The sequence below is a fragment of the Lentiprolixibacter sp. genome (genome assembly GCF_982873095.1).
This window is the reverse complement of the sequence record NZ_CEYNTP010000038.1, coordinates 1-15373: the sequence shown is the minus strand read 5'-3', so window position 1 is coordinate 15373 and position 15373 is coordinate 1. Positions and strand designations below refer to the sequence as shown.

The window sequence follows — 15373 nt, the reverse complement described above, 5'->3', positions numbered from 1 at the left end:
TAAATTGGATCCCTACCTCATTGCTCGCCTTTGAGTTTAGTGGTCAGAGAAACGTTGCCAGACTTCCTTTTGGGGATTTTGACCAGACCCTTGCCGGAATGCGGGTACGCTTTAATGTTACTTCGGATTTGCAGTTGAACAGTTACATCCAATATGATACCGATAGTCGAACTTTAGGGATCAATGCCCGTATCCACTGGATCTTCTCTCCCTTGGGTGATGTATTCCTGGTATTCAATCAAAATACATTAAACGATTTGAACGACCGCTGGACCTTACAAAATGAACAGATTTTACTGAAGGTCCGATATAATTTCCGATTGTGATCTTGCATGTTGGGGTCTACTCCCGGAAGGAAGTTTATCAGGTAGTAAATCTGCAATAGTTCTCCTTAGTATATTTGTGAACAAGTAGCTCTTTTTGATTTTGAAAGCAATGAAAATTGGAAAAATTGGATTACTCCTGCTGGCACTCAGCTGGCTTGCCGCTTGTCAGGCACAATCCCAGCTCGTAGAAGCTGAAGAGGAAACGATAACCCGGGAGCGGTTGCGCTATTATTTGTACTATCCGGAGGGCTATCATAAAAATGAAGAAGCGGATTATGGCCTGTTGCTCTTCCTCCACGGGGGCGGCGAATCCGGGGACAGCCTTGGGGCCATAAAGAAGAATGGCCCGCCTAAGTTGATTACTGAAGGCAAGCAGTTCCCCTTTCTTATCCTGGCCCCACAGAATCCCTATCAACGAAAATGGTGGAATACCCGGGCGGTCATGAGCCTGTTGGAAACCGTGGTGCAAAACAACCGGGTGGATCCGGATCGTTTGTACCTCACAGGACTTAGCCGTGGCGGGAGTGCGGCCTGGGAGATCGCCGTGCAGTATCCCGATACCTTTGCAGCAATGGCAGTGGTTTGCGGGATGGCCCCTTTACCCTATGCTTCCTGGATCAATAAGGAGATGCCCATATGGGTATTTCATGGCACAGAAGACAGGTCGATCCCCTTTTCAGAATCTGAAAACATGGTGGCCAGATTAAAGCAAATGGGTTATCCGGTGAAGTTTACAGTTTACGAAGGGGTAGGGCACAACGCCTGGGAAGCGGCCTATACCACTGAAGAACTATACAGCTGGTTTACTGAACAACAAAAGAAAAAGTAACCTAATTACGGCATTAGCGACCAGCCTGTACAAGCAATTCCCGGTCTCCTTCTTTTAATTTCACTACCTGTAGCGAGTCATTGTTCTTACCTACCAAAAGATAGTCCGTACCTCCTTTTTTGAGCCGTAACATGTTTTTTACATCCCCGGGGACATAAAAACCGCTTTCCCGGCCCAGTACGGGATTGAAATCACCTGTTCCATCACCCTTGAGGAAAAGGCCAATGCTGGCGTCATTCCTGGGCGTTTCTACTTCTGAACTATGCAGGTTTCCGGCAACAACAGCATCCAGGTGACCGTCCTGGTCAAAATCATCCACAAGGATGGAATTGATACTCGAAAGCTGGGCTTCAACTGGTAATTCCCGCTTTTTAAACCCTTCGGGTGTGTTTTCCATATACACACTGGCAAAGGACTTCACCTGGTAATGCAGGGACTGGTCCAGGGCCTCCTGGGTATATACATCGGCCAGGGTCGCCGTTGAAAAAGAAGCGTAATCCGCAAACTTGCTTTTTATGGCCGGCATCTGCTGAGAGGAGCATTCCCTCCCCCTTACCGGAAACTTCTCCCCGAAATTATAGTAGCTCAATACGATGTCCTTGGACCCTGAAGCGTCAAAATCATCGTAATACACATCAAAGGTCTCCGTTTCGCTGGCCTTGTACTTGTAGTTCAGGCCCAGGTTACCGGCTAGGTAGTCGATATCCCCATCACCATCGAAATCCCCTTCGCCTAAGCCAAACCACCATCCTCGGGTATCGGATAGTCCCATACGGTCAGATACGTCCTTAAATGAGCCGTTTTCGTTCCTGAGCAAGGTGAGGGGCATCCACTCTCCTGCAAGGAGCAGGTCCGTTTTTCCGTCTCCGTCATAATCCGTAGGCAATGCCTGGGTCAGCAGGCCTATGCCGATGAGCATGGGAGCTTTTTCGGCGGTCACGTCGACCAGTACCGGTTTTCCCGGAGTACTCCTGTTCTCCAGGAGATAGCTGCTGGCCGGACTAGGATAGGCACCTGGGATCACCCGGCTGCCTACAAAAAGGTCGAGATCCCCATCCTGATCAAAATCAAAGGGAACGGCTACCGATGCACTTGCACTGAACCTGGCCATACCTTCTTCGACGGCAACAAAGCCGTCTTCTGAATTCAGATAGAGCCTGTCCTCCAGCTTTTCTGATTCAGGAGCAAACTCGTTTCCCCCACTGGCCACGTACAGATCTTTCCTGCCGTCGCCGTCTACATCGAAAATGGCAATCCCCATATCTTCACGGTCTTTATGTTCGGCAAGGACGGGAATATCCATTTTTTCAAACCCTGTCCGGGTACCTGCAAAAACCTGGGTGGCTTGTCCGGAAGCTCCTCCAATAACGAGGTCTTCGAACCCGTCTCCGTTCAGATCGCCCTTATCCATAAAGGGCCCGAACATGGACATGCGATGGGGGAGCAGGATTTCCGTTTCAAAATCATCGTAATAGTTCTCCTGGTGCTGGAACTCCAGTCCGTCAATGGTATTTCCAGTGGAGGCAAACAATTTACCTTTATTACCAGTCTGTTCAGGTGAGACGGCAACAGCATCGGTATAGGCAATGGAGTAATTTTGGTCGGCAGCCAATTGTGTACGTATTTCCTGTTTACCATCGGGCCAGACAATTCTCAAGGAATCTATGCTGCTGTTTTCACCCAGCCCAAAATGGAGTAGAGGGGCTACAGCCGACTGGAATCCCCGGCTTAGGGTAAGTTCCTGCATTTGTTCCATCCCATTGGATTTGAGGTAGGCCCGGGTACCAAGGCCAAGGGGGTTATCAGCAGGCCCCTTAAGGCTTACCTGTGCGAAGTGGTTGCCATTGCCTGTATTTTCAAACAGGCAGGCCGTATCATCAATATTATTGGTAACGATCTCAAGATCGCCATCGTTGTCCAGGTCAACATAGACGGCCCCATTTGAAAAACCTTCGTGGACGATTCCCCATTCTTCGTTCACCTGCTTGAAGCGCAGGTCCTTTGTATTTCGATAAACGAAATTATCTATAGGTTCTGACGGAATCTGACGGCTGCGTTCCAGTAAATTGTCCATCGGGCGCCCTTCGGCCTCCCAGTTCAGGAAGAAATCCCGGTTATTGATCTCCCTGCGGGTTCCGTTGGAGATAAAAAGGTCTTTCCAACCGTCATTATCCAAATCGGCCATGAGCGGCCCCCAGCTCCAATCGGTTGAGGATACCCCGGCCAGGCGGGCAATGTTACTGAAATCGGGAAGGGAATCCAGGAGCATGCCATTGTTCAGCTGCAGGCTGTTTTGCATATACTGGTAATGGAATCCGGAATTAACCGTCCCCCAAAAAAGTGCCGGGTTCATGCTGGCCATATTGGCTTTGGACCTGCGGTTGTCGTTGGCGGTCATATCGGCCTGCATGATGTCCAGCAAGCCATCGTTATTAAAATCTGCGATATCCGCCCCCATACCATAAAATGAGGTGTTCTTGGTAATCCTTTTCACCTGTTCCGAAAAGCTGCCGTCCTTGTTGTTTATATAGCAATAATCAGGACTGCTGAAATCACTGGAGACATAAATATCAGGCCAACCATCGTTGTTAATGTCTCCGACCGTAGCACTCAGGGAAAGCCCGAAGGTTTTTAAGCCGGCGGCTTCAGTTACATCGGTAAACATGCCCCCATCGTTCCGCATAAGCTTATCCATTTCCTCGGGTTTGGGATATTGTTGTTTAAACCGATAGTAACTATTAGGGGCATTAAAAGGAGTAGGCGGGTAGTTGGCGATATACACGTCCAGATCCCCGTCTTTGTCATAGTCGAAAAAGGTAGCCTGAACACTATTCCCGTTTTCTGCAAGGCCGTACTGCTCAGCCTGTTCGCTAAAGGTAAGATCCCCGTTATTTACAAACAGTTGGTTGGTCCTGGGGCCAAATTTACCCCCAACCGAACAATAGATGTCGAGCAGTCCATCATTATTCACGTCTGCCAGGGTTACTCCTGTATACCAGCGATCATCCCCACTTACCCCGGCTGTCTCAGCGATGTTTTCAAATTTAAGGTTGCCCTTATTGAGGTACAAGGCATTAGGCACCTGGTTCCCGGTAAAATAGAGATCGGTTAAACCATCATTATTAAAATCACCGGAAGCCACCCCGCCGCCCATATAGATGTAGCCATAGGTAAAGTAATTCAGGGAATCACTCTCGGTAAGCGTATTCGTGAAGTTGAGACCACTGGATTTTGGGTTAATTTTTCTGAAAAGTGCAGTGTCCGAAACTTTATCCCCGCAAGCCCATAATACAAATCCTAATAACAAGAGGATTACGCTTTTTCTCATACTAATCTAAATTCTAAATGCCAGGAAGTAAAGATAGCAATTCGAGCAAGAGGCATCAAAAAAAAGGGGTGCTTGGCGCACCCCTTTAATTGTATTCAGCAGATCCCTGTTAGAAACCAGGATTTTGTTGCAATACCCCACCACTCAAGTCAATCGCATTGATTGGGATAGGCATCAGGTTCATATTGGCAGTATACGTACCTACTTTTGTTCCAAAATTAGGAATCGTCCTGGCCTCATTAGCTGTATAGGTGTTGATAACGCTTTCAGCTACGCCCCATCTTCTGAGGTCGAACAAACGGTGACCTTCCATGGCCAATTCCAGCCTGCGCTCGAAGCGAACCGCTTGTCTTGCCACTGCCTGATCGGTCCATGCAGCATCATAAGTCCCGATCACATAATTGGCCGCATCTCCTCCTCCCGGATCCTGCAAATAGCTCATATTCGCAGCCCGGCTGCGCACCTGGTTCACATAACCGCGAGCGTTTTCAAGGGAACCGACTTCCACTTCAGCCTCAGCAGCCATCAGTAAAACATCTGCAAAGCGCATGAGGTGATAGTTGATACCGGAGTGTTGTTGTCCCCATGCACCAGTACCTATATTGGCATCCTCACCGGCCTGATAAATATTCTTCTTGGGAAGGTACGGACCGGAGATATCTCCGTCAGTAGCACGGATCCAGTCCTGTCCCGGCATAATTCCATACCCGTTATAGTCTATTCCCCTTCTTCCCACGGTATAGTCGATCCTTGGGTCCAGTGGTCCGGCATGAGGTACAAATGGATCGGCGCTGGTCAGGTCCTGATCATTCGTAACATCGGTTTGGTTAAAGGTATCCAGTAATGGTAAACCTGTAACTGCATCCGTCTGATAGGCATTCACCAGATCCTGGGTAGGCTGGTAGAATCCACAGCAGAATCCTAGTGCATTGGGGAAGTTCAATGTTCCCCCACGGTTACCGTTAAATGAATTTCCCGCATCTGCAGTAAACTGGATAGAGAATATGGCTTCTGAACCATTTTCCCCTGCAAGGGTGAAGTTATCCAAAAACTCAGGGAGCAGGGAATAAGGACCATTGTTAATTACATCCGTCAAGAGCGTAAGTGCAGCTCCATAATCATTCTGGAACATATGCGCTTTCGCGAGGAATGCTTTCGCAGCCCAGGAAGTGGGTCGTCCCACTTCAGCCTGTGTGGCAGGCAAATTATCAACGGCAAATTGGAAATCCGCTTCAATTTGGTCCCATATCGGACCGGAATTGGGCTGGTTAAACTCTGTGTTGGCAAAATTCTCTTCAGAGATGTAAGGGACATTGCCAAACATTTTTTGGAGTTCAAAATTATAGTGACCCCTAAGGAATCGCGCTTCTGCAAGTTTACCCGTAAGATCAACTCCTTCAATCTTGCCAATCAGGTCAATTACTGCATTAGCCCTGTTCACCCCGGCAAACCTTCCATCCCAAACGGTCAGGTAAGGGTTGGCAGAGGTCCAGTCGTAAATTTCCAACAAATACAAATCGGCCTGGTCAGAATCCGTACTCCCTTTATGAGCATCGTCAGTAAGGACGTCAAACCACCAGTTATCACCAGAAACGGTCCAATCTGCACCGCCCTGGTTATTTCGTATTCCGTCAAGTACGGAATAGGCACCTACCAGAAGCAGGTCTACACCTTGCTCATTCTGAAGCGTCTGATCACTCAACGCCCCGATAGCGGGTACATCCGTAAAATCATCGCTGCATGCAAATATTACAGCGAATAGGGTTAAATAAATTAAAAGTCTCTTTTTCATTTTTTTAGAATTTTGTGTTAATACCTACAGTAAGTATCTGCGCCAATGGGAAAACCGGATTGGGACCATCGACACCCAAAGATAAGTTATCTGTGGAAATTACCTCCGGATCCAATCCATTGTAATCAGTTATGGTAAACAGGTTGGTTCCCTGTACATAAACTCTTAACATGTCCAGTCCCACTTTGCTGGAAATGTCATCATTAAATGTATATCCTACTTGTAGATTCTTCAAACGTAAAAAGGATGCGTCTTCTACAAAATAAGAATTGGGTTGTGTTTCTGAATTCGTGATCGTATTGCTTAAGGCTGGAACTGTACCAGTACCGGCATTCAGAACACGGGTACTACGGTTACCATTAAAGAAGGTAGGGAAATCCGTAAAGATCTTCTGATAGTTATAGGCATCGTTACCCTGGGAACCGGAGAAGAAAGCAGACATATCAAATCCGCCGTAACTTAATGCTAAGTTGACTCCGTAAGTGAAATCCGGGTGTGGAGAACCTATATAGGTACGGTCATCATCATTGATGGTTCCGTCGCCATTCACATCAGCGTAAGTAAAGCGCCCATCGCTATCGAGCCCTGTTACCCTTCGGCCATAATACTCAGAAATAGCTCTACCTACTTCCGTACGGGTTACCGCACCTCCACGAAGGTCGGTCCTACCGATCTGGAAGTCACTGATCAGGTCCTTAACTTCATTCTTATAACTTGAAATATTGGCATTGATAGTATAATTCAGTCCGAAGGAGGTTTCATTGCTATAGCCAATAGCTAAATCAAACCCGGTGTTCTGAATGTCCCCAAGGTTAACCAGTGGTGCAGAAGCATCAATGGCTGTCGTACTGATAAGGCTCAAATCTCGCGTAATCAAGTCCTTGGTGTCAATATCAAAGTATTCGAAAGAAAGTGTAAGGTCATCATTGAACATTCCCATTTCAAATCCGATGTTAGTCGTAACAGAGGTTTCCCATTTCAAATTCGGGTTCCCCACCTGGCTAAGGATGGCCCCTGTAGAAATGGCGCTTCCGTTAATTGCATAGTTACCGAGCACCTCATTGAGGTTTGATATATTAATAGTCGGGTTACTGGCAGGAAGCGTCTGGTTACCCAATTCCCCGTAAGAAGCCTTAAGCTTCAATCGGCTAATAAAACTATCTGCCGGGAAGAAATCTTCATCACTCACCAACCATCCAGCACTGAAGGAAGGGAAGGTCTGACTCTGGTTATCCCCGAGGAAACGTGAAGACTTGTCATTCCTTAAGGTCACTGTGGCGAAATATTTTCCCTGATAGGAATAATTCGCAGTACCGAAGATAGAGAATAAGGTATTTCCGCCGTCGTAGGCAAAATCCACGTTAGGAGTACCGCTACCATTGCTCAACAGGTAGAAATCAGGTGTTTCAAACAAATACCCGTTTCGACTGATCCCTTTTCCTTTGCTGCTTTCTTCTACAGCTTCGATACCAACCAGGGCATTGATATTGTGGTCCCCAATAATTGTACTGTAATTCAGTACGTTGTTCCAGGTCCATGTCCAGTTGTTAATGTCCTGCTCAAACAACGTATTGGTAGCTAATGGCTCGCTGAATTCGGGATCCAGTTTCTGAAACCTTCTCTGAGTGAAATTTTCAATATTTCCACTTATCGTAGTCTTAAAGCTAAGCCCTTCATAAAGTTCAGCACGTAAATATACATCACCGAATACACGGAAAATTTTATTGTAGTTGTCAGCACCTCTTGCAAGCAACGCCACAGGGTTACGGGTGTTACTCAAACCTGTGGATGCAGGTCCTGTACCAGCAAAATCTCCCTCGTCATCGAATACAGGGATCAGTGGAGAGGATCGGTAGGCCATATTGATGGCTTCAAGCGTTCCCTCATTTTGGTTGGAGAAAGAGGCGTTAAGGTGCTCCCCGATGGTGATTTTTTCACCAATCTTAAATTCTGAGTTTAAGCGCGTAACTCCTTGCTTGAATCCGGTATCCTCAAGTATACCCTGACGATTCAGGTAGTTGGCAGACAGGAAATACCTGCCCGTTTCGTTACCATTGCTAACCGAAAGATCAAAATTCTGGGTAGGTGCGGTCCGGGTAATTTCCTTAAACCAGTCTGTACCATTGGGCTGTTTAACCGTAACCGAACGTGGTCCACGGACAATGGGGTCGTAGGAGACCACCCGGGTGTAGCCCTGGATTGTCGTAGGAACAACGGGTGAAGGTCCATTCCCATATTGTGGGTGTTCCACAGTCACACCAGCATTAGCCAAACTCTGGAAAATCATTTCCCCGTGCTGCTGGGCATTCAACATATCCGGCAGGTTGGTAGCCCTGGATACTCCTGTATACATATTAAAGCTAACAGTAGGTTCGGTCTGGTTGTATCTACCACTTTTTGTAGTGACAATAACAACACCGTTAGAAGCCCTGGCCCCATAGATCGCTGCAGCACCGTCTTTCAATACGTTGATCTGCTCAATATCACCGGGGTTTATACTATTAAGGATGTTGGGGTTATCCGTTTGAACACCATCGATAATATAGAGCGGGTTGGTGTTGTTGCTCGTACCAAAACCACGGATAACAATCTTTGGAGAGCCCCCTGGAGTACCTGCATTGGTAACAGTTACACCGGTAACACGTCCCTCCAATGCTTCCGCAGCGTTGACTAACGGAGCTTTTGTGGCCTCAGCAATATCTACCGAAGCAACGGATCCAGTAATGTCACCCCTTGTTTGAGTAGAATAACCTGTAACTACCACTTCGGACAGTGCACTGGCAGATTCCTCCAGTTGAACATTAATGGTAGTCCTTCCCTGAACTGCGATTTCCTGTGTGGCAAAACCGATGTAGCTAATCACCAGTGTCGCATTGCTGGGAACATCAATGGAGAAATTACCATCAAAATCGGTTTGTGTCCCGTTAGTAGTTCCCTTTTGCACAATAGAGGCACCAGGAAGAGGAGCTCCCGTATTGTCTGTTACTGTACCACTTACGGTATTCTGTAAGGCCGTAACAGGATCCTCGTTGTTTACAGGATCAGGATTGGAGGCATATACACCGAACCCAACCCACATAAAAACCAAGGAAAAGGTCAAAAGTTGTCGGAAAAATGATTGTTTTCCCCAACTGTTTAACCCTAATAAATGACAATCGTTTTTCGTAGTCATAATCTTAAAGTTTGTAATTAAGTTAGTTAATTGATTGATTTCTAAATTCTTAGTTTGTCGTATTACGAAAACGATTTCGTGCAACAACGTTAAAAAAATCAAAAATTTTCCTAATATTACTAAAATTGACGCAAACTAATTGCATTAGAAATAAGATTTTTCATGCAAAAGTTTCTTTCTGTTAATATTTCGTCTTTTTTGTTAACAATACGATAACGGCAAGGAACAATCCCAAAACCAACGAATTATCATATGCAAATCAAAGAATCCTCGAAAGTTTATGATGCCATCATAGTAGGTTCAGGAGCAGGGGGCGGCATGTCTACGAAGATCCTGGCAGATGCCGGACTTAAAGTGGCAGTAGTGGAGGCCGGTCCGTTTTTTGACCCGGCCAATCCCGAACAACAGACCCAGCTGAAATGGCCTTACGAGTCGCCAAGGAGAGGGGCGGGGACCACCAGGGTTTTTGGTGAGTTCGATATGGCCTATGGCGGCTGGCAAATTGAAGGACAGCCCTATACCCATAAGGACGGGACCAAGTTCGACTGGTTCAGGTCGCAAATGCTGGGTGGGCGCACCAATCACTGGGGTCGCATATCCCTGCGGTTCGGCCCAAAGGATTTTAAGCATAAGGATGTGGACGGACTGGGAGATAACTGGCCCATAGGCTACGAGGACGTGAAACCCTATTACGATAAGGTAGACAAACTCATCGGTGTTTTTGGCACTAATGAGGGACTGCCCAATGATCCTGACGGTTTTTTCCTTCCTCCCCCAAAACCCCGGCTGCACGAATTGTTTTACATACGTGGAGCCAGGAAATCAGGGATACCGGTTTACCCATCCCGAATGTCTATGCTGACCAAAAAGATCAATGAGGACCGGGGGGTGTGTTTCTACTGTGGGCAGTGTTCACGCGCTTGCAGTGTTTATGCAGATTTTTCGTCTGGTTCCTGCCTTATCTTCCCTGCACAGAAAAATGGCGGACAGGTAGATCTTTATGTCAATTCCATGGTACGGGAGGTCACTACTGATGAGGAGGGCAAAGCCACAGGGGTGTCCTATATAAATAAAGAAGACCGCAAGGAGTATCAGCTCAGGGGGAAGGTAGTTGTGCTGGCCGCCTCTGCCTGCAGTACGGCAAGGATCCTGCTGAATTCCAAAAGCCCTCAGCACCCCAATGGTCTCGGAAACAGCAGCGATCTGGTTGGCAAGTACCTGCACGATTCTACCGGGAGCAGCAGGGCTGGATTTATCCCCGATCTTATGAATCGCAAGCTGTATAATGAAGACGGTGTGGGAGGCATGCATGTGTATTCTCCCTGGTGGCTGGATAATAAGGACCTGGATTTTCCCAGGGGCTACCATATTGAAGTATGGGGCGGTATTGGCATGCCCAATTACGGTTTCGGCTTTAACCCGAATGATTTCAATAAATTCTTCGGACTGCCTACCGGGGGATATGGTCATAGCCTGAGGGAAGACGTCAAGAAATATTACGGTTCTGTAATCGGCTTTGGCGGCCGGGGCGAAGCCATCGCCAGAAAGGACAACTATTGCGAAATAGACCCCACTACCGTAGATGAATTTGGAATTCCCGTATTGCGGTTCCATTATAAGTGGTCTGATTATGAACGCAAGCAGGCCCGGCATATGCAGGCTACCTTTGAAGAATTGATCCACAATATGGGTGGTGAAGTACTGGGGGAAACCCCAACTGCCGAAGAGGATTACGGCCTGTTAACGCCGGGGCAGATCATTCATGAGGTGGGCACTACCCGTATGGGGGACGACCCCGCCACATCGGTGGTAAACCGTTACCAGCAATTACACGATGCCAACAATGTATTCATAACAGATGCGGGCCCCTTCGTTTCCCAGGCGGATAAGAACTGTACCTGGACGATACTGGCCCTATCCTGGCGGGCGTCTGAATACCTCGTAGAACAACTCAAACAACAAAACATCGGATAATGGATAGAAGAGAGAGTTTAAGGTCTATCATACTCGGTTCCCTGGCCGGCGGGTTAGTAGTACACGGGTGCGCTCCCAGTACAGAAGAGGCCCAAGACCTTGTCACCACAGCAAGGCATTTTGGAAGAACACCCGAAGAAAAGGAACTGATCGCGGAACTGAATGCCGAACAATTCTTTAACACGCATGAACTGGCCACCATCACGGTGCTGTGCAACCTTATTTTACCACCTGTGGAACAGTACGGCGGCATAGAGGAAGCTGAAGTGCCCGAGTTCATCGAATTCATGGCTAAGGATATTCCTGAGATGCAGCTGCTATTGAGGGGCGGCCTGATGTGGCTGGACCATAAATCGAACTCTGACTATCAGATGGAGTTTAAACTCGCCACTGAGGAGCAGCAAAAACAGATATTGGATACCATCGCGTTCTATGATCCCTATACCCCCATGCAGCAACAGCCGCTGGAAATCCAGTTCTTCTCACTGATGAGGAACCTAACGTTGACGGGGTACTACACATCTAAGGTAGGGATCGAGGAATTAGGGTACAAAGGGAACATGCCCAACATCTGGGATGGCGTCCCGCAGGAGGTATTGGATCAGCACGGCGTTGCCTACGATGAGGAATGGCTGGCCAAATGTGTGGACCAGAGCAAGAGGGGTATCATTGCCGAATGGGATGATGAGGGGAATTTGTTAACCTGATAGCTTATGATGGTAACCTTCTGTAAACGAATCGGGCTTTTCCTGGTATTGGGACTTTTTACGACAAGCCTCCTGGGTCAGGAGGTAGGCCTGCAACTATACAGCCTTAGGAATCAGTTTAAAAACGATGTAACCGGAACGCTTGACCTTATCGCTTCCTGGGGAATCACTAAACTGGAAGGGGGAGACACCTATGGCATGCCCGTTAAGGAGTTTAAAAAGGAACTTCGAAAACGCAATCTGCAGGTAGTGAGTGTTGGGGCTTCGTACCAGGACCTGGACATCAACCTGAAGGCAGTTATTCAGAATGCGCGAAATTTTGGCGCTACTTATGTCATGTGTGCATGGATTCCCCATCAGGGAAATCAGTTTGGTATTGAAGAGGTAAAACAGGCCGTTGATGTCTTTAATCTTGCAGGCAAAGCCCTGGAAGATGAAGGATTGAAGCTCATCTATCATCCTCACGGCTATGAATTCAGGCCCTATGAGGACGGCACCCTGTTTGATTACATGGCAAGCAAGGCCGGGTATTTTGGATTTGAAATGGATGTTTATTGGGTGCAGCACGGAGGAGAGGACCCTTTGGCTTTATTAAACGAATATCCCGATTTGTTTCGACTGATGCACCTAAAGGATATGGCAAAAGGGTTACAGGGTAACTACAGCGGACATGAAAATGTTGAAACCAATGTGGTTTTAGGTGCAGGACAAATCCAAATGGATAAAATTGTACAACGGGCAGCAGAACTGGGTATTCCTTATTTGTTCATTGAAGATGAAAGCTCTCGTGTGGTGACGCAGGTTCCGGAAAGCCTCAAATACCTCGAGGCCATAATGAAATAGTGGTTATTCTCTGATGGCCAATCCCACCATGGAATCTGCCGTTCCGTAATAAAGGAACCACTTTCCCTTAAAGTACACCAGTCCTTCTATAAAGGTAGTTCCTGCCTGGTATTGGCCTGTTATTTCATGAGGCAGATCAGGACAAATAAATGGGCTTTCCAGTCGCTTTAGCATTTTTGTGGGGTCCTTTCCGCTAAAGAGCACCTGGCCACCGCAATAGGTGCCTTCTGCTACCTCTGTACTGGCACCTTCTCCGCTGAGGTTCTTTCCGTTATAAAGCAAGAGTATTCCCTCCTGTGTAAGCAGGGCGGGGGGTCCGGGTTCGGTAAGGTGACTGTCAAATTCCCCCTTGGTAGGCTCAAAAACTTTCAGTAAATCCCCTTTGTCGTCCAGTAAGGGTTCCCATGATACACCATCACTCGAGGAGGCCAGATTAACAAACAACTCACCCCAGTACATCCAATAGCGGCCATTGATTTTTTTAGCGATAAGGCGCCCCTGGCTGAGTTCCGTGACCACGGAGCCCGACTTGCTCCAGGTATCCAGGAATTTACCTCCATGTGCACTGCGGAAAACAGGACCGTGCTTTTTCCAGTGTTTCAGGTCGGCGGAAGTCGCCGATGACAAGCGGGCGACATCCTGGTTCCAACTGGTGTAGAGCATCAGGTAAGAACCGTCTTCCAGTTCCACTACCCTGGGATCCTCGACACCGCCGGGGGAGTCCCACTTCGTAAACGCATCCTTGGCCGGATACAATACAGGTTCAGGATATTTGGTAAAATCAATGCCATTGGTGCTGTACGCCAGTCCGATCCGTGAGGTGCGTCCACCCAGAATGGCCTCAGGATTATCTTCTGCCCTGAAAAACAAAAAGACCGTGTCATTTCGGACCACTGCACCGGGATTGAATACATCAGCCTTTTGCCAGTATACCAGGGAGGCAGTCAGCGGACAATTAAATAGGGCATCAGGGTCTGCCTGCAGGATAGGGTTCTGCCTTGGTTTTTCGAAATCCATCAGCCACGGTTGCTGTCCCACCACCATGAAAGGAAGGAAGAGCAGGAGGAAACCGAAATAGTGGAGGTGAGATCTTGTGCTTTTCATCAGTAGAAAATTAGGGTATTTTTTATTCCCAACAAACCGTAAATCTTTATCTTTCCACTAAAACCTTTATTCAGATCAGATCTTGGTAAGGATTCTATTTACTTCACTAATATGTGTGCTCCTCCTTGCAGGCTGTAAGCAAAATAAGGGAATGGAAAGGACACCCGTGGAACCTGAAGTGCAGCAAAAGCCGCCCGATACCCTGTCCGGTTACGAAACGCTGAAAAAAGAATCCATCCCCAATCTGAAGGACTTATCAGATACGACATTTGTGCGTTTGGCGGATTACAGTCCGGACTTTGAGTACGACCTTAGGTATGCAACGGAAAACAATTTCCTGAACGCCCAGGTGTATGAATGTGCCGAATGCTACACCCGGGTTAAAACCGCCAAAGCGCTGATTGCTGCAAACCAGGAATTCCTGAGCAAGGGGGTTCGCATCAAATTTTTTGATTGTTACCGGCCCAACTCTGTACAATACAAAATGTGGGAGATCGTACCCAATCCCCAGTATGTGGCTAACCCGATAAAAGGTTCCATCCATAATAGGGGTGGTGCCGTGGACATCACCCTGGTTGATCTCGAAGGCACGGAACTGGATATGGGCACCGATTTTGACTATTTTGGAAAACGCGCCTATCACGACAATTATGACCTTCCGGACAACATTCTAAAGAACCGAAAACTACTGAAGGAGGTGATGGAAAAGCACGGGTTCTGGTCTATCCGTACGGAATGGTGGCATTATAACCTGGGCAGTGCTTCACGTGACCCTGTAGCGGATTTTAAATGGGCCTGTTCCACTCAGTGAAGTATATTAATTTAAAACTTTACACATTCAACAGCAACCAACTGTTCTTCAATATTTTTGGTAAAGAAAATATAAGAATCTCCCCCTTCGGCTATACGGTGTTTTTTGCGAAGGGCAGCTACGCTCATAGGGAAGTTGCGTGTAGTGACATTCGCTTTTTTAAATGGCAGTTTTTTGGAGTAGGGATGCACGGCTAAAATCTTGAAACGCCTGCCCGGGAATGGCACTGCTTTATCTCCTGTATACAGGTGGCTGTGCGGATGTAGTTTGGCCAGCTGATAGCACTTACCTATGGTTTTAAAAGCGCCCGCCTTAAGCAAGGCAGCATTGGGTTCGTACAGGTAGCTTTGAGGTTCAGAAAACCTGCTTTCACTCGCCTGTTCCTCAGAAAGGGTGAAGTTAAAAGTGTCTTCCTGCTTACGGTTGAAATTAACAGCAACGATCTCAGGCTCCGTTCCTGGGGAATTACTGAGGGCCCACAGCAATT

10 protein-coding genes and 1 pseudogene are annotated in these 15373 nt (G+C 47.4%); 6 read left to right on the top strand and 5 right to left on the bottom strand.

Annotated features, from left to right (window positions below; genetic code table 11):
* A pseudogene (locus AC4E7D_RS04080) lies at positions 1 to 326 on the top strand (hypothetical protein); the annotation flags it as partial.
* A gap of 109 nt (positions 327 to 435) precedes the next feature.
* Positions 436 to 1155: a carboxylesterase family protein gene (locus AC4E7D_RS04075; protein WP_490172532.1), complete on the top strand. Its 720-nt coding sequence runs from the start codon at positions 436 to 438 to the stop codon at positions 1153 to 1155.
* A 13-nt stretch (positions 1156 to 1168) separates the two neighbouring features.
* Here the strand turns inward: AC4E7D_RS04075 and AC4E7D_RS04070 are convergent, their stop codons facing one another.
* The 3 genes from AC4E7D_RS04070 to AC4E7D_RS04060 all read right to left on the bottom strand — a co-directional run bounded on the left by AC4E7D_RS04070 (position 1169) and on the right by AC4E7D_RS04060 (position 9354).
* Positions 1169 to 4483 (bottom strand): VCBS repeat-containing protein, encoded by a 3315-nt coding sequence (locus AC4E7D_RS04070; protein WP_490172531.1) that lies wholly within the window; start codon positions 4481 to 4483, stop codon positions 1169 to 1171.
* 109 nt (positions 4484 to 4592) lie between these two features.
* Positions 4593 to 6275, bottom strand: coding sequence for a RagB/SusD family nutrient uptake outer membrane protein (locus AC4E7D_RS04065; protein WP_490172530.1), 1683 nt, complete (start codon positions 6273 to 6275; stop codon positions 4593 to 4595).
* A gap of 4 nt (positions 6276 to 6279) precedes the next feature.
* Positions 6280 to 9354 carry a SusC/RagA family TonB-linked outer membrane protein gene (locus AC4E7D_RS04060; RefSeq protein ID WP_490172529.1) on the bottom strand — a complete coding sequence of 1025 codons (3075 nt, stop codon included), beginning with the start codon at positions 9352 to 9354 and terminating at the stop codon, positions 6280 to 6282.
* Between the two features lie 345 nt (positions 9355 to 9699).
* Here AC4E7D_RS04060 and AC4E7D_RS04055 point away from each other — a divergent pair, with 345 nt between their 5' ends.
* Genes AC4E7D_RS04055 through AC4E7D_RS04045 form a run of 3 tightly spaced genes read left to right on the top strand, consistent with a single transcriptional unit; the run spans position 9700 to position 12971 of the window.
* The gene (locus AC4E7D_RS04055; protein ID WP_490172528.1) at positions 9700 to 11421 is read left to right on the top strand and encodes a GMC family oxidoreductase; all 1722 of its coding nucleotides are present in this window, start codon (positions 9700 to 9702) and stop codon (positions 11419 to 11421) included.
* Complete coding sequence (locus AC4E7D_RS04050) at positions 11421 to 12128, top strand: gluconate 2-dehydrogenase subunit 3 family protein (RefSeq protein WP_490172527.1); 708 nt, start codon at positions 11421 to 11423, stop codon at positions 12126 to 12128. Before AC4E7D_RS04055 ends, AC4E7D_RS04050 begins: the two co-directional genes overlap by 1 nt.
* Before the next feature lie 6 nt (positions 12129 to 12134).
* Positions 12135 to 12971, top strand: coding sequence for a sugar phosphate isomerase/epimerase family protein (locus AC4E7D_RS04045; protein WP_490172526.1), 837 nt, complete (start codon positions 12135 to 12137; stop codon positions 12969 to 12971).
* A 3-nt stretch (positions 12972 to 12974) separates the two neighbouring features.
* Here AC4E7D_RS04045 and AC4E7D_RS04040 read toward each other — a convergent pair whose 3' ends face one another.
* Positions 12975 to 14075 carry a glycoside hydrolase family 130 protein gene (locus AC4E7D_RS04040; protein ID WP_490172525.1) on the bottom strand — a complete coding sequence of 367 codons (1101 nt, stop codon included), beginning with the start codon at positions 14073 to 14075 and terminating at the stop codon, positions 12975 to 12977.
* Between the two features lie 151 nt (positions 14076 to 14226).
* Between AC4E7D_RS04040 and AC4E7D_RS04035 the strand changes: the two genes are divergently transcribed.
* Positions 14227 to 14886 (top strand): M15 family metallopeptidase, encoded by a 660-nt coding sequence (locus AC4E7D_RS04035; RefSeq protein ID WP_490172524.1) that lies wholly within the window; start codon positions 14227 to 14229, stop codon positions 14884 to 14886.
* Positions 14887 to 14897: 11 nt separating this feature from the next.
* Here AC4E7D_RS04035 and AC4E7D_RS04030 read toward each other — a convergent pair.
* The coding region (locus tag AC4E7D_RS04030) for a THUMP-like domain-containing protein (protein WP_490172523.1) at positions 14898 to 15373 on the bottom strand (476 nt) is incomplete at its 5' end.

What these genes read in the sequence shown, in the direction of transcription:
- AC4E7D_RS04075 (WP_490172532.1), top strand. Translation starts at nt 436, where the DNA reads ATGAAAATTGGAAAAATTGGATTACTCCTGCTGGCACTCAGCTGGCTT.
- AC4E7D_RS04070 (WP_490172531.1), bottom strand. Translation starts at nt 4,483, where the DNA reads ATGAGAAAAAGCGTAATCCTCTTGTTATTAGGATTTGTATTATGGGCT.
- AC4E7D_RS04065 (WP_490172530.1), bottom strand. Translation starts at nt 6,275, where the DNA reads ATGAAAAAGAGACTTTTAATTTATTTAACCCTATTCGCTGTAATATTT.
- AC4E7D_RS04060 (WP_490172529.1), bottom strand. Translation starts at nt 9,354, where the DNA reads ATGTGGGTTGGGTTCGGTGTATATGCCTCCAATCCTGATCCTGTAAAC.
- AC4E7D_RS04055 (WP_490172528.1), top strand. Translation starts at nt 9,700, where the DNA reads ATGCAAATCAAAGAATCCTCGAAAGTTTATGATGCCATCATAGTAGGT.
- AC4E7D_RS04050 (WP_490172527.1), top strand. Translation starts at nt 11,421, where the DNA reads ATGGATAGAAGAGAGAGTTTAAGGTCTATCATACTCGGTTCCCTGGCC.
- AC4E7D_RS04045 (WP_490172526.1), top strand. Translation starts at nt 12,135, where the DNA reads ATGATGGTAACCTTCTGTAAACGAATCGGGCTTTTCCTGGTATTGGGA.
- AC4E7D_RS04040 (WP_490172525.1), bottom strand. Translation starts at nt 14,075, where the DNA reads ATGAAAAGCACAAGATCTCACCTCCACTATTTCGGTTTCCTCCTGCTC.
- AC4E7D_RS04035 (WP_490172524.1), top strand. Translation starts at nt 14,227, where the DNA reads ATGGAAAGGACACCCGTGGAACCTGAAGTGCAGCAAAAGCCGCCCGAT.